This window comes from Bradyrhizobium sp. USDA 376 (genome assembly GCF_054063675.1).
The window spans coordinates 7,610,811-7,628,941 of sequence record NZ_JBSSGN010000001.1; the positions used below are offsets into that span (position 1 = coordinate 7,610,811).

The following is an 18,131-nucleotide window of genomic DNA, read 5'->3' on the forward strand; positions in this document are numbered from 1 at the left end:
CAGATGATCTTCGGAAGCTTAGACGGGACGCGGCAACTGGCCAATCACAACTGGTTTGATTAGGATGCCGCCTTCCCTCCACGTCGATGCGAGATCCTTCCGTGGCCAAAGCAAAAACCGTGTCCAAAAAATCAGGCAACATCTTCATCGGCATCGGCGGCTGGACCTTCGAGCCCTGGCGCGGCGTGTTCTATCCGGAGAAGCTGACGCAGGCGAAGGAGCTGTCTTATGCCGCCTCGAAGCTGACCTCGATCGAGATCAACGGCACCTATTACGGCTCGCAGAAGCCGGAGAGCTTTCGCAAGTGGGCCAGCGAGGTGCCCGATGGCTTCGTGTTCTCGGTGAAGGGACCGCGCTTCGCCACCAACCGCCGCGTGCTGGCCGAGGCCGGCGATTCCATCAAGCGGTTCTATGATTCCGGCGTGCTGGAACTCGGCGACCATCTCGGCCCGGTGCTGTGGCAGTTCGCGCCGACCAAGAAGTTCGACGGCGCCGATTTCGGCAAGTTTTTGGAGCTGTTGCCGCGCAAGCTCGACGGGCGCGCGCTGCGCCACGTGGTCGAGGTCCGCCACGACAGTTTCTGCACGCCTGACTTCGTCGCGCTGATCCGCGAATTCGAGACGCCGGTGGTGTTCGCCGAGCACGGCAAATATCCGGCCATCGCCGACGTTGCCGGCGATTTCGTCTATGCCAGGCTGCAGAAGGGCAATGACGAGATCAAGACCTGCTATCCGCCGAAGCAGCTCGATGCCTGGGCCGAGCGCTTCAAGGATTGGGCTTCGGGCGGTGAACCCGACGACCTGCCGAAGGTTGACAAGACGAAGCCTAAGAAGGAGCCGCGCGACGTATTTGCCTATGTCATCCACGAGGGCAAGGTCCGCGCGCCGCACGGCGCCATGGAGCTGATCGCGCGGGTGAGCTGAGGATGGTTCATGGCAAAGGCGAAGAAGCTGTTCACCATCGGCTATGAGCAGACGCCGCCCAAGGCGGTGCTGGACGAGCTGGAAGGGGCCGGCGTCAAGCTCGTCGTCGACGTGCGCGCAGTGACGTCGTCGCGCCGGCCGGGCTTTTCCAAGAAGCAGCTGTCCGCCGGGCTCGACGAGCGCGGCATCGCCTATGTCCATCTCGCCGCACTCGGCACACCCAAGGAAGGCCGCCTCGCCGCCCGCAGCGGGCAATACGACGTGCTGGAGAAGGTCTATTCAAAGCACCTGAAGACGCCGCAGGCGAAGGAAGAGATGGACGAGCTCTCGGCGCTGGTGAAGAAGGCAGGTCCGGTGTGCCTGCTCTGCTACGAGCGCGACCACACCCACTGCCACCGCCAGATGATCGCGGAGATCATCGAGGAGCGCGATGGGGTGACGGTGAAGAATCTGGCGGGGCGGCAGGTGTAATCGTCGTTCCGGGGCAGCCCGCAGGGCTGAACCCGGAATGACAACCTACCCCTTCCCCGCCAGCCGGAACGTCCCCTCCATCATCTGCACGCAGCTGCCGCCGACATGGGCGGAGATGATCTTGCCGTCCTGCTTGCGCACGCGCGTCAGCAGCAGGCTCGGCCGGCCCATGTCAAAGCCCTGGCCGACCGTGAGCTTCAGCTCGCCGTCGCGCGTGGGATCGAGATCGGCGAACAGTGCGGCGGCCGCGACCGTGGCGCTGCCGGTGGCGGGATCTTCGGCGAGACCGCCGGCGCCGCGCATGAACATCCGCGCCTGCCGCTCGCTGGGCCCCTCCGCTGCGGGCACATCGCGCGTGTAGAACCACACCGAGCGGGCGTCGTCGCGCGGCAAGACCCTGCCGAACGCGGCCGCGTCGGGCCTTGCCCGCCTCAGCGCATCGCGCGATTGCAGCTCCGCCACAAGGAATGGCGTTCCGACACCGACGACCTGTGGCGCGTGGTGATCGGTCCTGATGTCATCAGCCGTCAGGGAGATGCAGGCCGCGACGTCAGCGGCGGAAACTTCCGCCAGTCGCGACAGCGGCTGCGGCGCGGTCAGCTCGGTGCTGATGACCCTTCCCTGCTCGCGAAAAATGTCGACCGGAACGAGGCCCGCCTTCTCCTCGAACAGAAGGCGCGGTTTCGGCTCCTTCGCGAGACTTGCCAGCACAAAGGAGGTGCCGACATTGGGATGGCCCGCGAACGGCATCTCCCTCACCGGCGTGAAGATGCGTACTTCCGCATCATTGGCCTTGTCGCGCGGCGGCAGCACGAAGGTCGTCTCGGAATAGTTGAACTCGGTGGCGATCGCCTGCATCTGCGCGGTCGACAGGCCGCCGGCATCGAGCACCACCGCGAGCTGGTTGCCGCCGAAGGCGCGGTCGGTGAACACGTCGACGGTGATGTAGCGGCGCTGCATCGTCACTTCCCCATGCAAATGGCGGCCACGACCGGCCGCATCGCGCAGCACTCTACAAGCCGAAAACATCGCTCGTCATGCCCCAAAATTGAGTGCAATCGGAGCAATGGCATTGACGTGTTGGAAGCTAACGAGCCGCAGCAATTCGAAAAGCCGGGCCAGCGGATTTCGCCGGCCCGGCGTCGTCGGTCGTGATCGTTAGTAGGCGTACGAGTAGCCCGTGTTCGGCAGGCAGGGAGGCTGCGTGTAGGGCGCTGAGGCATACGAACCCTCTGCCGGAGCTCTGACGCAGGAGTCGGTTGCCGCCTGAGTTACAGCAGCGTGCGGCGGGGCTGCGTGGCGCACCGATGCGGCCTGAGTCTGGGTGGCGGCGGCGATCAGGGCGGCAGCAACAAGGGTCAATCGGGTCATTGGCTTTCTCCGGGTGCAAGTGAAAGCCGAGACGTTTCGGCTTCCACGGTGCAGGACCCGAAAGCTAGCAGGGATATTTCATCACGCGTCTTCAAGGCAGCGCGACCCCGCTTCAACGAAGCGCGACTCACATGTGAAGGCGCCCTACCCCAGCTGAAACACCGCCACCTTCTGCTCGTAGCCGCGCACCTCGACCTCGCCGAGCGCGACGGCATCGTCGCCGTCCGCGCCCAGCGCCTCGCGAACGGACGCGGAGATCAGCAGCTGCGAGCCGAGCTCCTTGTTCAGCGCCTCCAGGCGCGACGCAAAGTTCACGGTGTCGCCGATGACGGTGTATTCCTTGCGCCGGGGCGAGCCGATATTGCCGGCGACGACCTCGCCGAAATGGATGCCGATGCCGATCCGCAGCGGCCAGCTCGTCTCCGCGTTGATATGGTCCATCGCGGCCAGCATCTCGCGGCCCGCGGCGACCGCGCGATGCGCGGCGTCGGATGCCTCCAGCGGCGCGCCGAACAGCGCGAGGAAGCCGTCGCCCAGGAACTTGTTCACGATGCCGCCCTGGCGGTCGAGGATGTCGACCAGCACCGCGAAGGCGCCGTCGAGCCGGTCGACCACCTCCTGCGGCGTGCGCGTCTGCGCGCCGGCGGTGAAGCCGCGGAAATCGACGAACATCACCGCGACGCGGCGGACGTCACCGCTTGCGCTCGTTCCCGCGTCATCAGCCGCTCCACCACTTGCGGCGAAACGTGCTGGCCGAACAGATTGGTCACCCGGTCGCGCGCGGTGGCGGCCGCGATGCTCGCGGCAAACTGGCGGCGAAGCTGCGCCCCGACGGCGCCCGCCAGCACACCGCAGATCAGGATGACAGTGCTGCGCACCGCGTGGAAGTAGATCAGGGGCTCGCCTGCGTCGCTCGCCGAATTGTAATACAGCGCGACGGCCAGGAGTTGGGCCGCAGCCACGAATCCCGTGAAGGTGGACAGCCAGAAATCGAGTCGCAGCGTCGAAAGAATGACGAAGATGAAATAGACCAGTGGCAGCACGAAACCGAGCGCGGGCCCAGCGCCCATGCTACGGATCTGCAGGATCAGGATGATCGTCGGCAGCGACGTTTCGATAAAGGCGCCGATATAGCGCCGGATCACCGGTAGGTCGCGATCGAGCTTGAGGTTTCGCCTGATCTGGCTGTGGACCCAGGCTTCGAAGAGGATGAAGCCCCCCAACAGGATGTATTCGCGGACGAGGCCCTCCGTCCCGCGCCAGACCCGGTTCACGAGAGCAGGGTCGATCAGGAAGGTCGAGGTGAGGAACAGGATCATCACGCAGCCAGTGATGATCAGCGTCCGCACCCGCAACAGCTCGGTGCGCAACACCTCCCGCGTCAGCTCGCGCTCGACGTCCTCCGACAGAACGGCGTGCTGCCGCATCTTCCTGCTCGCGAACCTGGCCATCATCCCCCCCTGGTCATTCCGGGGCGTGACGCAGTCGCGAACCCGGAATCTCGAGATTCCGGGTTCGATGCTAACGCATCGCCCCGGAATGACATCGATACCAGTTTGCCTCAATCCAGCGTACGGCGGAAGCGCGTCACGGCGATGGTCATGGCGATCAGCATCAGGGCCGCCAGCGCCAGCGCGTCGAAGTGCAGGTTCTGCATGGTCGCGCCCTTCAGCATGATGGCGCGGACGATGCGCAGGTAGTGGGTCAGCGGCAGGGCCTCGCCGACATATTGCGCCCAGGCCGGCATGCCCGCGAACGGGAACATGAAGCCGGAGAGCAGGATGCTCGGCAGGAAGAACATCATCGACATCTGCATCGCCTGGAGCTGGTTCTGCACCAGCGTCGAGATGGTGTAGCCGATCGACAGATTGGTGGTGATGAACAGCGTCGAGAGCAGAGCCAGCAGGAACAGATTGCCGAGCACGGGAACGCCGAACAGGCCGACGCCGATGCCGATGATCAGGAAGGCCTGGACGAAGCCGACCAGCACGTAAGGGATGATCTTGCCGAACATCACCTCGACCGGCTTGATCGGCATCGACAACAGGCTCTCCATGGTGCCGCGCTCGACCTCGCGCGTGACCGAGAGCGCGGTGAAGATCAGCATGGTCATGGTGAGGATGGTGCCGACGAGACCCGGCACGATGTTGAGGCTCGAAGCCGCCGCCGGATTGTAGCGGGCATGCGCCCGAATCTCGAACGGCATCTCCGGGGGATCGCCGATGTAGAGATCATGCTTGAGCGCGGTCTGCACGACCATGCCGAGCGAGCCGATCGCCGAGCTCGCCGCCACCGGATCGGTGGCGTCGGCCGCGACCAGCAGCGCCGGCCTGTCGCCGCGCCGCACCGCCCGCTCGAAGCCGCGCGGAATCTCGACGCCGAACAGCACCTTGCCGGATTTCAGCAGATTGTCGAACTCGTCGACGTCGTGCACCTCGTAGAGGAAACGGAAATAGGCGGTGTTCTCCAGCGCCTTCAGGATCGAGCGGGCGAGATCGGAATCCTCCTGCAGCAGCACCGCGCTCGGTAGACGGTGCGGCGTGGTGTTGATGGCATAGCCGAACAACAGGAGCTGCATCACCGGCAGCATCACGATCATCGCAAACGAGACGCGGTCGCGCCTCAGCTGGATAAACTCCTTGATCAGCATCGCATAGGAGCGCCGCAGAAAGCCGAAGCGCTCGCGAATTTCGGGTGCGGGGGCGGGATGATCAGTGGCGCTCATTGAAAATTATCCTTGGAGCGGCTCATCAGCTCGATGAAGACGTCCTCCAGCGAGGGATGCGACTTCTGCCAGTGCAGGTCGCCCTTCTCGCGCCACGGCGCGATGCTGGCTTCGAGCGCCGCGACGTCGCGGCCGGAGACGTGCAGCGAGGTGCCGAACGGCGCCACCATGTCCACGCCCGGCTTGCCGGTGAGCGCGGCCGTGAGCTCGTTCAGGTCCTCGCCCGTGACGGTGTAGGTCGTGAGCGCCGACTTCGCGATCACCTCCTCCACCGTGCCGTGCGCGAGCAGATGGCCGTAGGCGATGTAGGCGATCTCGTGGCAGCGCTCGGCCTCGTCCATGTAGTGGGTCGAGACCAGCACGGTGAGGCCGTCGGCGGCGAGCGCATGGATCTCGTTCCAGAAGTCGCGGCGCGCCTTGGGATCGACGCCCGCCGTCGGCTCGTCCAGCAGCAGCAGCTTTGGACTCGGCAGTGTGCAGGCACCCAGCGCCAGCCGCTGCTTCCAGCCGCCGGAGAGTTCGCCGGCAAGCTGCTCCTCGCGCCCCGAGAGCCCGAGCCGCTTGATCATGTCGCTCGCGGCGCCGCGGGCGTCCGTGAGGCCATAGAGCCGCGCGACGAATTCGAGATTCTCGCGCACCGACAGGTCCTGGTACAGGCTGAAGCGCTGCGTCATGTAGCCGACCTGGCGCTTGATCTTCTCGGCATCGCGCCGGATGTCGTAGCCGAGACAGGTGCCCTCGCCGCTGTCGGGCGTCAGCAGCCCGCAGAGGATGCGGATGGTGGTGGTCTTGCCCGAGCCGTTGGGCCCGAGGAAGCCGTAGATCGAGCCGCGCTTCACCTGCATCGACAGATCATGCACGACCTCGCGGCCGCCGAACGACTTGGACAGGCCCTTGACGTCGATCGCGATGCCGTTGCCGCCGTTCATCGCTTGTCCGCCACGGGTGTCTTGGGGTTGAGGTAGACGTCGATCGGCTGCCCGACGCGCAAGGCGTCGGGGCGCGAGGGCCGCGCCTGGATCAGATAGACCAGCTTGTTGCGTTCCTCGAGGCTATAGATGACAGGCGGGGTGTATTCGGCCGAGGTCGCGATGAAGTAGATCTTCGCGGTGAGATCGGCGGCGCAATTGTCGCAGGCGATCCGCACCGTGTCGCCGATCGCAAGCTTCGGCAGTTCGGTCTCCGGCACGAAGAAGCGCAGCTTCATGTTGCCGGGCGGCATGATGGAGAGCACCGGCCGTTGCGCCGCCACCATCTCACCCTCACGGAAATAGATCTGCTGGATGGTGCCGGCAACCGGCGCAAAGCCCTTGCGCCGGGCCATCCGCGTCTCCGACGTCGCCACCCGCGCTTCCGCAACACGCAGGGCGGAGACGGCCGAGTCGAGATTGGCCTGCGTGCCGGAGCCGGTTTTGTTGAGCGAAGCCGCACGATCATAGGTCTGCTGCGCATTCGCCAGCGTCGCCTTCTGCTGGTTGAGATCGGCGAGCTGGAGGTCGTCGTCGACGGAATAGAGCTGATCGCCGACCTTGACCTCGTCGCCCTCGCGCACGCCAAGCTTCGTCACCCGGCCCGCTTCATCGGGGCTGACATAGATCATGTCGGCCTCGACCCAGCCCTGGAAACCGGGATCGCGCTTCTCCTTGCAACCGGCAAGGCCGGTTGCGAGCACGAGCGCCAATGCCAATGCAGAAAATATCCGCGACGACGTCATGTCGTCCTCCGTTCGCCAAAAATCAAATCAAGATGAACGCGCAGCATGTCCTGCGCGTCGAGCGGCGCATGCCGTGCAAAAAGACTCTGCCAGATCACCGCGATCATCGCGGGCGCGACCAGGATCTGCGGATAGCGTGCGAGGTCCTTCTCACGGATCTCGCCGCGGGCGATGCCGAGCTCGATCAGCGCGCGCATGGCGGCGATCCCGCGCGAGACGACCTCGCGGTAGTAGAAGTCGGCGACCGAGGGAAAGCGCGGCCCCTCCGCCACGATCAGGCGCACGAGATCCCCGCGCCTCGTGCCGATCACCTCCTTGAGGAAGTTGCCGGCGAAACTCTCGATGAGATCGCGCACCGAACCCGCCGGCGGCGGCAGCGTGGTCAGCCTCGCCACCACAGGCACGATGACGATGCGTACCAGCTCCTCGAACATCGATTCCTTGTCCTTGAAGTGCAGGTAGATCGTGCCCTTGGCGACGCCCGCACGCTTGGCGATGTCATCGAGCCTGGTCGCGGCAAAGCCGCGCGCGATGAATTCCTCCATCGCCGCCTCCACGATCGCCGCACGCCGCTCCGCCGCGCGCGTGGCGCGGTTCGAGGCGGGCACCTCCCCGCTGCCGGCAGGCGCTGGGCCCTTCGCGCTGGCGCGAGTTGCAGACGGCGGGGCGGGTTTGGTCGGGTTCTTGGTCATTTGAGATATATGACTGACTGGTCAGTCATAGTCAAGCCAGCAAGGCAGCCCTATTCCAGCAGATGAATTAGTATTGACTAATGAATTAGCCGCCGCTAATTCAATTGTATGATTGAAGCCGCGCCAAACCCCGTCACCACCGTCATGCGCGCCCTCGCCGATCCGACGCGGCGCGCCGTGTTCGAGCGTGTGTTCGAAAGCAAGGAGATCAGCGTCGCCGAGCTGACGCGCGGCAGCGGCGTTACTCAGGGCGCGATCTCGCAGCACCTGAAGTCGTTGAAGCAGGCCGGCCTCGTCGCCGAGCGCGCCGAGGGGCGCAACGTCTATTACCGCGCCGCGCCGCAAGGCCTTGAGCCGCTGGTGACCTGGATGGATCATTACGGCGTCTTCTGGCGCGAGCGCTTCCAGAACCTGCGTGATTTGCTGAAGGAGATCGATCCGTGAGTGCAGCCGCGTTGAAAGCCGAAACAAAAGACATCGTCATCGACGAGGTCTTCCCTCACACGGCCGAGACGATCTGGAAGGCGCTGACCAGCGCGCAGCTGATCGCGCGCTGGCTGATGCAGCCGACCGGCTTCGAAGCCGTCGAAGGCAACGCCTTCACGTTCCAGACCAAACCGGGCGGCAACTGGGACGGCGTGATCCATTGCCAGGTTCTCGAAGTCGTGCCGAACCGCCGCCTTGTCTACGCCTGGAAGGGAGGCGACGCGCGCAACACCGGCTACGGCGCGCCGCTCGACACTGTCGTGACGTGGTCCCTCACCCCGGTCGAAGCCGGCACGCGGATCCGCCTGGTTCATGCCGGCTTCGTCCTGCCCAGGAACGAGTCGGCCTACACAGTCATGAGCGGCGGCTGGAAGAAGGTCGTGCGTCAGCTTGACGAGATCAGCGGCGAAGAGTGAGGAGATATCGCGATGGACAAGCCCTATACCGGCGGCTGCGCCTGCGGCGCGATCCGCTATTCGATTCTCGGCGAGCCGCTGTTCAGCAATCACTGCCAGTGCCGGGACTGCCAGCGGGAAAGCGGCAGCGGCCACGGCTCCTACGCGACCTTCGCGCGGGCCGGCGTCACGCTGAGCGGCGAGGCGAAGCACTGGGACATGGTCGGCGACAGCGGCAACGTGAAGACGCGCGGCTTCTGTCCGCAGTGCGGTCTGCCGGTCTATATGACCTTCGCCGCGATGCCCGACGTCTTCACCATCCGCGCCGCGAGCCTCGACGAGCCCGCCCGCTACAGGCCGCAGGCAGTGACCTATTCCGCGCGCGGGCATGGCTGGGATCATCTCGACCCCAGCCTGTCCAAATTCGCAGGCATGCCGCCGGGGTGAGCAGCGAGAGCGTGACGGCTCTTTGGCACGAAAATCTTCGCCGCGAACTCGATTCACCTCTCCCGCTTGCGGGGGAGGTCGGCGCAAAGCGCTGGGTGGGGGCTCTCTCGGCGTTGGGACTTCTTCGGTAAACCTCGGACGATCCCGACGCGGAGAAACCCCCACCCCAGCCCTCCCCCGCAAGCGGGAGAGGGAGCGCACCTCCTTCTTGGTAGCGCTCAAACTTTGCCTCACGATGCGCTAGCCAAAATCCAGCACCATGCGGCCTTCGATCTTGCCGGCCTTCATGCTGTCGAACACGTTGTTGATCTCGGCGAGCGGCACCTTGGTCACCTCGGCCTTGACCTTGCCGTCGGCGGCGAATGCGATGGCTTCGTCGAGGTCGCGGCGGGTGCCGACGATGGAGCCGCGCACCGTGATGCGCTTGAGCACGACGTCGAAGATCGGCGTCGGGAATTCCCCCGGCGGCAGGCCGACGAGGCTGACGGTGCCCTTCCGCCGGACCATCTTCAGCGCCTGCGCGAATGCCGGGGTCGAGACCGCTGTCACCAGCACGCCGTGGGCTCCGCCTCCGGTCGCCGCCAGCACCTTGTCCACCGCATCGGCTGCAAGGGCGTTCACGGCAAGATCGGCACCAGTCTCTCGCGCGAGCTTGAGCTTGTCCTCGGCGATGTCGACCGCGGCGACCTTTAGTCCCATCGCCTTGGCGTACTGGACCGCGACATGGCCGAGCCCGCCAACGCCCGAGATCACCACCCACTCGCCGGGCCTTGCCTCGGTCTCCTTCAAGCCCTTGTACGTGGTGACACCGGCGCACAGGATCGGCGCCATGCCCGCGAAATCGATCGTTGCCGGCAGCTTTGCCGCGAAGGCGGCCGAGGCGATGACATATTCTGCAAAGCCGCCGTTCACGCTGTAGCCGGTGTTGTGCTGGTGCTCGCACAGCGTCTCCCAGCCTGTCTCGCAATATTCGCAAGCCATGCAGGCGTCATGCAGCCAGGCGACGCCGACGGCATCGCCGACCTTCAGATTCTTCACGCCGGGCCCGAGTGCTGCGACGATGCCGGCGGCTTCGTGGCCGGGGATGAAGGGCGGAACCGGTTTCACCGGCCAGTCACCGGACGCGGCGTGCAGATCGGTGTGGCAGACACCGCAGGCCTTGACCTTGACCAGAACCTCGCCGGGACCGGGCTGCGGCACCGGCACCTCCTCGATCACCAGCGGCTTGCCGAATTGTCTGACGACTGCGGCTTTCATGGTGGGCATGGGTCTGCTCCGTTTTGAATTGCGGGAACAGACTAGCGGCACCTCGCCGCGCGCCTTTGATTGGGGTCAAACGGCACAAAGTTTACGCAAAGCGCTCGCGCAATCGTGACATCGCGATGACAACGTGGCGCGAGGCGCGGCAGCCGGCTCAGCTGTGGAACTTGAGGCCGTCGACGATCTTGTCGATCACCTTACGCTCGGCGCGCATCGCGATCCCGACGAGATTGAGGTCGGTGCGCGCCACCGCCCTCACCGCCTCGCGATTGGCGGCGTCATGCGTGGTCTTGAACATGTCTTCGGTGTAGACCGCCGGCTTGACGCCACGCGTCAGTGCGCGATCGAGTGCGCGCGACAAGGCGGGACCATCGGCGCCGTAGATCAGGATCGGCTGGCCGATCAGCGCGTGATACGTTGTGCCCGAGCCATCCGCATAGGGCTCACCGATGCAGTCGGGAAACGCAGCCGCGATGCCGCTGGTGAGAAAAGCCGCAACGTTGAGCTTCTGCCAGGCCTGAAGATCGGTACGGATCACGACGGCGATCTTGGTGTCGAACTGCATGCATGTCTCCACAAATTGTCATTCCGGGATGCGCCGTCAGGCGCAGACCCGGAATCTGGAGATTGTTGCACGAGATTCTCAGGTGCGCGAGTGCGCACCATAGTTCGCGCTACGCGCGCCCCGGAATGACGGAGTCAGAAATCACCCCTTGGCGTCGCAGGCCCAGGCGCGGATCACGCATTCCTTGCCGCCGTACTTGTAGCATTCGCGTGTGGCGGCATTGAGCGAGGCCGAGATCTTCGGCTTGACGGCATAGCCATAGGCGCCGCAGGGGTTGGCGAGATCGACCGACATCGCGGCACAGGCGCGCTTCATCGTCACGGTCGTGCAATCGCCCTTGCACTGCTTCTGCGCCGCGGCGCGGGCCTCGTGCTCGGCGCCATAGTCAAAGGCTTGGCCATAGGCACCGCATTTGCCGACCGCGATGGCGCCGGCGGCATGCGCATTCGTGACGTGGCGGGCACCGGCAACACAGACCGACAGCGCAAAGAAAAACATCGCGCAACGGCGCGCGACGACGTTCGAAGCCATGGAAAAAACCCCTCACCCCCAAGGCAGGTGGCGGCAACTCTAAGCGGCGGTCGTTTCCAGATGGTGAACGGGTGGTTGAAATCGGGAGGGTTGGGAGGTGCCGTAGGGTGGGCAAAGGCGCGAAGCGCCGTGCCCACCATCCATCCACACCGCGATTCAAGATTGGTGGGCACGCTTCGCTTTGCCCACCCTACGGCACCTTCACCCCCGCCGCGCCGCTTCCAGCGCCTGCGGCGTGTCGATGTCGAGGAAGGCGCTCTCGCCGTCCACCGGCACTTCGGCGACGGCCTCGGTGTGCTTGGCGATCAAGTGCCGCGCGCCGACGTCGCCGTCGAGGGTCATCAATTCCTTGAAGAAGCGGCGCGACCACAGCACGGGGTTGCCGCGGCGGCCTTCGCTGACGGGGACGACGATGAGATTGCCGCGGTCCGGCGCAAAGCTGTCAATCAGGCGGTCGATCAGGCCGGCATCGATCAGCGGCATGTCGCCGAGGCAAACCAGCGCGCCATCGCAGGTCTCGGGCACGGCCGCGATGCCGGCCTTGACCGAGCTGGCGATACCGCCGGCGAAATCCGGATTCCTGACGAACTTCACGTTGAGGCCCTGCAGCGCCTGCTCGACCAGCTCGGTCTGATGGCCGGTGACGACGATCACCTCGGATGCCTTGGAGGCCAGCGCCTGCTCGGCCGCGATCCGCACCAGCTTCTTGCCATCGAGCTCGGCAAGCAGCTTGTTCGGCCCGCCCATGCGCGTGGAGCGGCCGGCCGCGAGCACGATGGCCGCGACCTGGCTGTTGCCCTCGGTCTCCGGCTGGGCGCGCGGCTGCGGCCGCGTCACGATCTCCATCAAGAGGCCGCCGACGCCCATGCCCATCAGCTCGGACCGCGTCACCTTGATGCCGGCGAGGAGCCGCATCAAGACCCAGTCGAACCCATTCTCGACCGGCGAGCGCGCGCAGCCCGGCGCGCCCAGCACCGGCACATTGCCGGCGCGGGCGATCAGCAAGAGATTGCCGGGATCGACCGGCATGCCGAAATGCTCGATCTCGCCGCCGATGCCGGTGACGGCCGCGGGGATCACGTCGCGGCGGTCTGCGATCGCCGAGGCGCCGAACACGATGACGAGCTCGGCGCCGAGGCCGAGCAATTCCCTGATCGCGGCCGACAGCGCGCGCTCGTCGTGCTGGACCCGCCGCTCGGCGATGATGCTGGCGCCGGCCGGCGCAAGGCGCTCGGCGGTGACGCGCAGCGTCTTGTCGATCACCTTGGACGACAGACCCGGCAGCAGCGTCGAGACCACGCCGACGCGCTGGATCACGTAAGGCGCGATCTTGAGGACGTCCTTGCCCGCGGCCTTCACCGCGGCATCGCGCAAGCTCCCCTCGACGCCGAAGGGGATGATCTTGACGGTGCCGACCATCTCGCCCTCGACCACCGGCTTGTAGGCGGTGAGCGTGGCAAAGGTGATGGCCTCGTCGATATTGTTGATGCGGTCGACCGCGGCGCGGTCGATCACCAGCACGCCCGGCTGCGCGGCGAACAGATTGGCGCGGCCGGTGAAGGCACGCTCGACATGAATGCCCTCGCCGCCGACCGCAAGCGCAATGCTGGCGGCCGCGACGTCCTCGGAGACGTCGCCCTCCTCCATCCGCACCACGACGATATCCTTGATGCCGGCGCGCTCCAGAGCCTCGACCTCGGCAGGTCCGATCGTCGTGCCCTTCTTCAGCACCAGCGGACCCTGGCGCAGGGTGTGGACGGTGACCCCGCCGATCGCATCCCTGGGGCTCGCCGGGCCGAACTTCATGCCGCTTCTTCTTTTTCTTTGGGAGGCAGCCGGAGCACCGCGGTGATCTCGGCCATGATCGACACCGCGATCTCGGACGGCGAGACCGCGCCAATCGCAAGGCCAATCGGCGCGTGGATGCGCGCGATGTCGCTCTCCTTGGCGCCCTGTGCCCGCAGCCGGTCGCCGCGCTTGGCGTGCGTCTTCCGCGAGCCGAGCGCGCCGATATAGAAGCAGTTGCGCTCGAAGGCGTGCAGCAGCGCGGGATCGTCGATCTTGGGATCGTGCGTCACCGCGACGAACGCCGTATAGGCGTCGACATTGAGCGGCGGCAGCGCGGTGTCGGGCCACTCGGCGACGAGCGGAATGTCGGGGAAGCGCTCGGGGCTTGCAAACGCTGTGCGCGGATCGACGACAGTGACGTCATAGCCGAGCGAGCGCGCCAGCGGCGCCAGGGCCTGGCTGATATGGACCGCGCCGATGATGACGAGTTTGGCCGTCGGTGCGTAGACATTGAGGAACAGCTTCTTGCCGCCAGCCTCGACATTGGCGCTCTTGCCCATGCGAAGCTGCTTCTCCAGCTCGGCCCGCAGCGGGTCCTTGGCAAAGTCCGCAGCCTTCACCAGCCGCTGCTCGCCAGTCTCGGTGTCGGTAACCAGAATGGCAGGCCGGCGCGCGGCGCGCTCGGCATTGAGTTCGTGCAAAATCGCGAGCTTCACGGCTAGCCGACCTTCTCGACGAAAACGCGGATGGTGCCGCCGCAGGACAGCCCGACATTCCATGCGGTCTCGTCGGCGACGCCGAACTCCAGCATCTTGGGTTTGCCGCTCTCGATCACGTCCATGGCCTCGGTGACCACGGCGCCCTCGACGCAGCCGCCGGAGACCGAGCCCAGGAAGGTCCCCTCGTCGTTGATGACGAGGCTCGAGCCCGCCGGGCGCGGCGCCGAGCCCCAGGTCTCGACCACGGTGGCGAGCGCGACGCCCCGGCCGGCCTTCTGCCAGTCCTCCGCCGCCTTCAGAATGTCCTCGTCGCGATCGAGCATGGCTGGCCTCTCAAGCTGCGGAGCGGATCAGGCTGCGGTGATGCGGCGGCAGCGGCTGGGAGAGCGTGGTGATCAGCTCCTGGATCGAACTCAAATTATGTACCGGGCGGAATTCGTCAACGTGCGGGAGCATCATTTTGATGCCCTGGGCCTTGGCCTCGAAGCCGCCGAACCGCAGCAGCGGGTTGAGCCAGATCAGCCGCCGGCAGGAGCGGTGCAGCCGGTCCATCTCGAAGGCGAGCCTGGAATCGGCCTCCCGCTCCAGCCCGTCGGAGATCAGGAGCACGATGGCGCCCTGGCTCAGCACCCGCCGGGCCCACAATTTGTTGAAGTTGTGCAGCGAGGCCGAGATCCGCGTGCCGCCGGCCCAATCCTCGACCGAGGCCGAGCAGCTCGCCAGCGCCTCGTCGGGATCGCGCTGGCGCAGCGCACGGGTGACGTTGGTGAGACGCGTGCCGAACAGGAACACCGAGACGCGCTTACGCGCATCCGTGATCGCATGCAGGAAATGCAGGAACAGACGGGTGTATTCGCTCATCGAGCCCGAGATGTCGAGCAGCGCGACGATCGGCGCCGGCTTCTCGATCCGTCCAAGGCGATGGATGTCGATGATGTCGCCGCCGGTGCGCAAGGAGGCGCGCAGCGTGCGGCGGAGGTCGAGGCGCAGGCCCCGAGCGTCAGGCCGGTGCCGGCGTGTCAGCAACTCGGCCTGCGGCAGGTGCATCCGCTCGACGGCGCGGAGAGCTTCCGTGATCTCGGCCGCGCTCATCTGCGCAAAATCCTTCTTCTGAAGGATCTCCTTGTCGGAGACCGACAGGCGCAGATCCTGCTCCTGGTGGTGCGGCGTCTCGGTCATGCGCGGCTGCGACATCGCCTCCTGCACGCGGCGCGCGCCGGCCTGCGGCTTCTTCTTGGCCTGCTCCGGCAGCGGCACCGAATCCAGCATGTGCTTCCATTCTTCCGAGGCGCGGAAGAACAGGTTGAAGGCCTGCTTGAAGATCAGCGCATGCTCATGGCGCTTGACGAAGATCGCCTCGAGCGTGGTGAAGACATCGGACCGGTTGCCGATGTCGATCACCTGCAGCGCGCTCATGGCATCGATGACCGCGCCCGGCCCGACCGGCATGCCGGCAGAGCGCAGCGCGCGGGCAAAGCCGACGATGTTGTCGGCGAACTGCTCGGTCTGCTCGGGGGCAAGGTGGTTGATGGCCATGGTGTGCTACCTCTGCCGTCATTCCGGGGCACGCGAAGCGTGAACCCGGAATCTCGAAGTTCTCAGGTGCGCAATTGCGCACCATAGTTCGATGCTACGCATCGCCCCTGAACGACGACGATCAATTCTCGCTCGTCGCTTCCTTCAGCACCTTCTGCAGGGTGTCGCCCTGCATCCGGGTGATGTCGTCCTGGTACTTGAGCAGCGCGCCCAGCGTGTCGCCGACCACTTGCGGCGTCAGCGAGCGGGCGTCGAGCTCGGACAGAGCGGTGGCCCAGTCGATGGTCTCGGCAACACCGGGCGACTTGTAGAAGTCCTGGTTGCGCAGCGCCTGCACGAAGCGGACGACCTGCTGCGACAGCTTGGCGGAGATGCCGGGCACGCGCGTCTTGACGATCGCAAGCTCGCGCTCGGCGGCGGGATAATCGACCCAGTGATAGAGGCAGCGCCGCTTCAGCGCGTCGTGGATCTCGCGGGTGCGGTTGGAGGTGATGATGACGATCGGCGGATGCGGCGCCTTCACGGTGCCGAATTCTGGGATGGTCACCTGGAAGTCACTGAGGATTTCGAGCAGGTAGGCTTCGAACGCCTCGTCGGCGCGGTCGAGTTCGTCGATCAGCAGCACCGGCGGACCGGCAACGTCGGGCTCCAGCGCCTGGAGCAGCGGCCGCTTGATCATGTAGCGATCGGCGAAGATGTCGCTCGACAGCTGATCGCGATCGGTATCGCCGGCGGCCTCCGCCATCCGGATCGCGATCATCTGGGCCGCGCTGTTCCACTCGTAGACCGCGGAGGAGACATCGAGACCTTCATAGCACTGCAGGCGGATCAGCTTCCGTCCCAGCGCCACCGAGAGCACCTTTGCGATCTCGGTCTTGCCGACGCCGGCCTCGCCTTCCAGAAACAGCGGCCGGCCCATGCGCAGCGACAGATAGGTCACCGTCGCCAGCGACCGCTCGGCCAGATAGCCGCGCGAGGTCAAGAGTTCGAGCATCGCATCGACCGATGCCGGCATGGCACCGGAAGTATTGGCCGCTGAAGTCATGAAAGGCCAGTCTCGTTTACGCCCTCACACGGGGCAAGTATCGGGCCAGTTGGTGGCCCGCTTATTCCTTCGCGTTGGCCGCGTCGACCGCCCGCCGCGTCAGCACGCCGATGAGATGCGCGCGGTATTCGGCGCTGCCGTGGATGTCGCTGTTGAGGCCTTCCGCCGGCACGTCGATGCCATCGAGCACCTTCGAGGAGAAGCGCTTCTTCAGCGCTTCCTCGAATGCGGTGACACGGAACACGCCTTCAGACCCGGCGCCGGTGACGGCGACCCGCACGTCCGACGGACGGCGCGCGACGAACACGCCGACCAGCGCGTAGCGCGAGGCCTGGTTGCGGAATTTGACGTAGGCGGCCTTCTTCGGCAGCGGGAACATCACCTTGGTGATGATCTCGTCGGCTTCCAGCGCGGTCGAGAACAGGCCCTGGAAATACTCTTCGGCCTTGAGGCGGCGCTTGTTGGTGACGATGGTGGCGCCGAGCGCAAGCACCGCAGCCGGATAGTCCGCGGTCGGATCGTTGTTGGCGAGCGAGCCGCCGATCGTGCCCCTGTGGCGTACGGCGGGATCGCCGATCCCGCCGGCAAGGCTCGCCAGCGCCGGGATCGCCTCACCGACGACCGCGGAGGTCGCGACCTCCGCGTGCTTGGCGGTAGCGCCGATCACCAGCGAACGGCCCTTCATCTCGATCGTGTCGAGCCCCTCGATGTGGGAGAGGTCGACCAGATGCGGCGGGCTTGCGAGGCGCTGCTTCATGACGGGAATCAGCGTGTGGCCGCCGGCGATCACCTTGGCGTCCTCGTTCTTCACCAGCAGGTTAGCCGCCTGGCGCACGGTGCCGGGGCGATGATATTTGAATTCGTACATCTGAATGTCCTGATCGCGGGGGGCGCGTTACGCGAGATCGGATTTCGCCATCGCCTTGGCGCCGGCGGAGATCGAGGCGACGATGTTCTGGTAGCCGGTGCAGCGGCAGAGATTGCCTTCCAGCTCCTCGCGGATGGTGTGGTCGTCGAGCTCGTTGCCCTTGCGGTGCACGATGTCGATCGCGGTCATGATCATGCCCGGGGTGCAGAAGCCGCACTGCAGGCCATGGTGCTCGCGGAAGGCTTCCTGCATCGGATGCAGCGGCGCGCCGTCGGCGGCCAGTCCCTCGATCGTCTTGACCTCGTGACCGTCGGCCATCACGGCAAGCGTGGTGCAGGACTTCACAGCCTTGCCGTCGAGATGCACGACACAGGCACCGCACTGCGAGGTGTCGCAGCCGACATGGGTGCCGGTCAGGCGCAGATTCTCGCGCAGGAACTGCACCAGAAGCGTGCGGGGATCGACGTTGGCCGTGACTGGATTGCCGTTCACGATGAGGGAGATTTTTGCCATAAGCACTCTCTATCAGCGCCCCGACGGGTCCCGTCGAAGCGGTTCTTATAATTATTCCAACCCATCATATGGGCCATTGTCC

20 protein-coding genes and 1 pseudogene are annotated in these 18,131 nt (G+C 65.6%); 5 read left to right on the plus strand and 16 right to left on the minus strand.

Going from position 1 to position 18,131, the window contains the following annotated elements; all coding sequences use genetic code 11:
• The first annotated feature begins 86 nt into the window (after positions 1 to 86).
• Both ACVJ19_RS35840 and ACVJ19_RS35845 read left to right on the plus strand, forming a co-directional pair.
• Entirely contained in the window at positions 87 to 923 is an 837-nt protein-coding gene (locus tag ACVJ19_RS35840) for a DUF72 domain-containing protein (RefSeq protein WP_453953749.1), read from the plus strand.
• 9 nt (positions 924 to 932) lie between these two features.
• A complete protein-coding gene (locus tag ACVJ19_RS35845; protein ID WP_453953750.1) occupies positions 933 to 1,394 on the plus strand; it encodes a DUF488 domain-containing protein in 462 nt (153 codons plus the stop codon).
• A 45-nt stretch (positions 1,395 to 1,439) separates the two neighbouring features.
• Here the strand turns inward: ACVJ19_RS35845 and ACVJ19_RS35850 are convergent, their stop codons facing one another.
• From ACVJ19_RS35850 to ACVJ19_RS35875, 6 genes and pseudogenes are all read right to left on the minus strand, one after another.
• The gene (locus ACVJ19_RS35850) at positions 1,440 to 2,354 is read right to left on the minus strand and encodes a PhzF family phenazine biosynthesis protein (RefSeq protein WP_453953751.1); all 915 of its coding nucleotides are present in this window, start codon (positions 2,352 to 2,354) and stop codon (positions 1,440 to 1,442) included.
• A gap of 555 nt (positions 2,355 to 2,909) precedes the next feature.
• A pseudogene (locus ACVJ19_RS35855) lies at positions 2,910 to 4,216 on the minus strand (adenylate/guanylate cyclase domain-containing protein).
• Positions 4,217 to 4,326: 110 nt separating this feature from the next.
• A complete protein-coding gene (locus tag ACVJ19_RS35860; protein ID WP_453953752.1) occupies positions 4,327 to 5,490 on the minus strand; it encodes an ABC transporter permease in 1,164 nt (387 codons plus the stop codon).
• Positions 5,487 to 6,419 carry an ABC transporter ATP-binding protein gene (locus ACVJ19_RS35865; RefSeq protein WP_453953753.1) on the minus strand — a complete coding sequence of 311 codons (933 nt, stop codon included), beginning with the start codon at positions 6,417 to 6,419 and terminating at the stop codon, positions 5,487 to 5,489. Before ACVJ19_RS35865 ends, ACVJ19_RS35860 begins: the two co-directional genes overlap by 4 nt.
• Positions 6,416 to 7,204 (minus strand): HlyD family secretion protein, encoded by a 789-nt coding sequence (locus ACVJ19_RS35870; RefSeq protein ID WP_453953754.1) that lies wholly within the window; start codon positions 7,202 to 7,204, stop codon positions 6,416 to 6,418. The genes ACVJ19_RS35865 and ACVJ19_RS35870 overlap by 4 nt, the downstream gene beginning before the upstream one ends.
• Positions 7,201 to 7,896, minus strand: coding sequence for a TetR/AcrR family transcriptional regulator (locus ACVJ19_RS35875; RefSeq protein ID WP_453953755.1), 696 nt, complete (start codon positions 7,894 to 7,896; stop codon positions 7,201 to 7,203). Before ACVJ19_RS35875 ends, ACVJ19_RS35870 begins: the two co-directional genes overlap by 4 nt.
• Before the next feature lie 108 nt (positions 7,897 to 8,004).
• Between ACVJ19_RS35875 and ACVJ19_RS35880 the strand changes: the two genes are divergently transcribed.
• Genes ACVJ19_RS35880 through ACVJ19_RS35890 form a run of 3 tightly spaced genes read left to right on the plus strand, consistent with a single transcriptional unit; the run spans position 8,005 to position 9,224 of the window.
• Positions 8,005 to 8,340 (plus strand): ArsR/SmtB family transcription factor, encoded by a 336-nt coding sequence (locus ACVJ19_RS35880; protein ID WP_011088398.1) that lies wholly within the window; start codon positions 8,005 to 8,007, stop codon positions 8,338 to 8,340.
• Entirely contained in the window at positions 8,337 to 8,798 is a 462-nt protein-coding gene (locus ACVJ19_RS35885; RefSeq protein ID WP_453953756.1) for an SRPBCC family protein, read from the plus strand. The genes ACVJ19_RS35880 and ACVJ19_RS35885 overlap by 4 nt, the downstream gene beginning before the upstream one ends.
• 12 nt (positions 8,799 to 8,810) lie before the next feature.
• On the plus strand, positions 8,811 to 9,224 hold the full coding sequence (locus ACVJ19_RS35890; protein WP_453953757.1) for a GFA family protein: 414 nt from the start codon (positions 8,811 to 8,813) through the stop codon (positions 9,222 to 9,224).
• A gap of 240 nt (positions 9,225 to 9,464) precedes the next feature.
• Here the strand turns inward: ACVJ19_RS35890 and adhP are convergent, their stop codons facing one another.
• The 10 genes from adhP to ACVJ19_RS35940 form a co-directional block, all read right to left on the minus strand.
• Positions 9,465 to 10,490, minus strand: a complete 1,026-nt coding sequence (gene adhP, locus ACVJ19_RS35895; protein ID WP_453953758.1) for an alcohol dehydrogenase AdhP — start codon at positions 10,488 to 10,490, stop codon at positions 9,465 to 9,467.
• 148 nt (positions 10,491 to 10,638) lie between these two features.
• Positions 10,639 to 11,049 carry a DUF2000 family protein gene (locus tag ACVJ19_RS35900; protein WP_453953759.1) on the minus strand — a complete coding sequence of 137 codons (411 nt, stop codon included), beginning with the start codon at positions 11,047 to 11,049 and terminating at the stop codon, positions 10,639 to 10,641.
• A 141-nt stretch (positions 11,050 to 11,190) separates the two neighbouring features.
• Positions 11,191 to 11,580, minus strand: coding sequence for a DUF4189 domain-containing protein (locus tag ACVJ19_RS35905; protein WP_453953760.1), 390 nt, complete (start codon positions 11,578 to 11,580; stop codon positions 11,191 to 11,193).
• A 201-nt stretch (positions 11,581 to 11,781) separates the two neighbouring features.
• Positions 11,782 to 13,386, minus strand: coding sequence for an NTP transferase domain-containing protein (locus tag ACVJ19_RS35910; protein WP_453953761.1), 1,605 nt, complete (start codon positions 13,384 to 13,386; stop codon positions 11,782 to 11,784).
• Positions 13,383 to 14,084: an XdhC family protein gene (locus tag ACVJ19_RS35915; protein WP_453953762.1), complete on the minus strand. Its 702-nt coding sequence runs from the start codon at positions 14,082 to 14,084 to the stop codon at positions 13,383 to 13,385. Before ACVJ19_RS35915 ends, ACVJ19_RS35910 begins: the two co-directional genes overlap by 4 nt.
• 2 nt (positions 14,085 to 14,086) lie before the next feature.
• Positions 14,087 to 14,410, minus strand: coding sequence for an XdhC family protein (locus tag ACVJ19_RS35920; protein WP_008564652.1), 324 nt, complete (start codon positions 14,408 to 14,410; stop codon positions 14,087 to 14,089).
• A 10-nt stretch (positions 14,411 to 14,420) separates the two neighbouring features.
• A complete protein-coding gene (locus ACVJ19_RS35925; protein WP_453953763.1) occupies positions 14,421 to 15,623 on the minus strand; it encodes a vWA domain-containing protein in 1,203 nt (400 codons plus the stop codon).
• Between the two features lie 121 nt (positions 15,624 to 15,744).
• The gene (locus ACVJ19_RS35930) at positions 15,745 to 16,668 is read right to left on the minus strand and encodes an AAA family ATPase (RefSeq protein WP_453953764.1); all 924 of its coding nucleotides are present in this window, start codon (positions 16,666 to 16,668) and stop codon (positions 15,745 to 15,747) included.
• Positions 16,669 to 16,729: 61 nt separating this feature from the next.
• Complete coding sequence (locus tag ACVJ19_RS35935; RefSeq protein WP_453953765.1) at positions 16,730 to 17,536, minus strand: FAD binding domain-containing protein; 807 nt, start codon at positions 17,534 to 17,536, stop codon at positions 16,730 to 16,732.
• Between the two features lie 27 nt (positions 17,537 to 17,563).
• Positions 17,564 to 18,049, minus strand: coding sequence for a (2Fe-2S)-binding protein (locus ACVJ19_RS35940; protein WP_008137528.1), 486 nt, complete (start codon positions 18,047 to 18,049; stop codon positions 17,564 to 17,566).
• Between the last annotated feature and the right edge of the window lie 82 nt (positions 18,050 to 18,131).

Excerpts from the sequence above, each read along its gene's own strand:
- ACVJ19_RS35840 (WP_453953749.1), top strand. The coding sequence starts at position 87 with ATGCGAGATCCTTCCGTGGCCAAAGCAAAAACCGTGTCCAAAAAATCA.
- ACVJ19_RS35845 (WP_453953750.1), top strand. The coding sequence starts at position 933 with ATGGCAAAGGCGAAGAAGCTGTTCACCATCGGCTATGAGCAGACGCCG.
- ACVJ19_RS35850 (WP_453953751.1), bottom strand. The coding sequence starts at position 2,354 with ATGCAGCGCCGCTACATCACCGTCGACGTGTTCACCGACCGCGCCTTC.
- ACVJ19_RS35860 (WP_453953752.1), bottom strand. The coding sequence starts at position 5,490 with ATGAGCGCCACTGATCATCCCGCCCCCGCACCCGAAATTCGCGAGCGC.
- ACVJ19_RS35865 (WP_453953753.1), bottom strand. The coding sequence starts at position 6,419 with ATGAACGGCGGCAACGGCATCGCGATCGACGTCAAGGGCCTGTCCAAG.
- ACVJ19_RS35870 (WP_453953754.1), bottom strand. The coding sequence starts at position 7,204 with ATGACGTCGTCGCGGATATTTTCTGCATTGGCATTGGCGCTCGTGCTC.
- ACVJ19_RS35875 (WP_453953755.1), bottom strand. The coding sequence starts at position 7,896 with ATGACCAAGAACCCGACCAAACCCGCCCCGCCGTCTGCAACTCGCGCC.
- ACVJ19_RS35880 (WP_011088398.1), top strand. The coding sequence starts at position 8,005 with ATGATTGAAGCCGCGCCAAACCCCGTCACCACCGTCATGCGCGCCCTC.
- ACVJ19_RS35890 (WP_453953757.1), top strand. The coding sequence starts at position 8,811 with ATGGACAAGCCCTATACCGGCGGCTGCGCCTGCGGCGCGATCCGCTAT.
- adhP (WP_453953758.1), bottom strand. The coding sequence starts at position 10,490 with ATGCCCACCATGAAAGCCGCAGTCGTCAGACAATTCGGCAAGCCGCTG.
- ACVJ19_RS35900 (WP_453953759.1), bottom strand. The coding sequence starts at position 11,049 with ATGCAGTTCGACACCAAGATCGCCGTCGTGATCCGTACCGATCTTCAG.
- ACVJ19_RS35905 (WP_453953760.1), bottom strand. The coding sequence starts at position 11,580 with ATGGCTTCGAACGTCGTCGCGCGCCGTTGCGCGATGTTTTTCTTTGCG.
- ACVJ19_RS35910 (WP_453953761.1), bottom strand. The coding sequence starts at position 13,386 with ATGAAGTTCGGCCCGGCGAGCCCCAGGGATGCGATCGGCGGGGTCACC.
- ACVJ19_RS35920 (WP_008564652.1), bottom strand. The coding sequence starts at position 14,410 with ATGCTCGATCGCGACGAGGACATTCTGAAGGCGGCGGAGGACTGGCAG.
- ACVJ19_RS35925 (WP_453953763.1), bottom strand. The coding sequence starts at position 15,623 with ATGGCCATCAACCACCTTGCCCCCGAGCAGACCGAGCAGTTCGCCGAC.
- ACVJ19_RS35930 (WP_453953764.1), bottom strand. The coding sequence starts at position 16,668 with ATGACTTCAGCGGCCAATACTTCCGGTGCCATGCCGGCATCGGTCGAT.
- ACVJ19_RS35935 (WP_453953765.1), bottom strand. The coding sequence starts at position 17,536 with ATGTACGAATTCAAATATCATCGCCCCGGCACCGTGCGCCAGGCGGCT.
- ACVJ19_RS35940 (WP_008137528.1), bottom strand. The coding sequence starts at position 18,049 with ATGGCAAAAATCTCCCTCATCGTGAACGGCAATCCAGTCACGGCCAAC.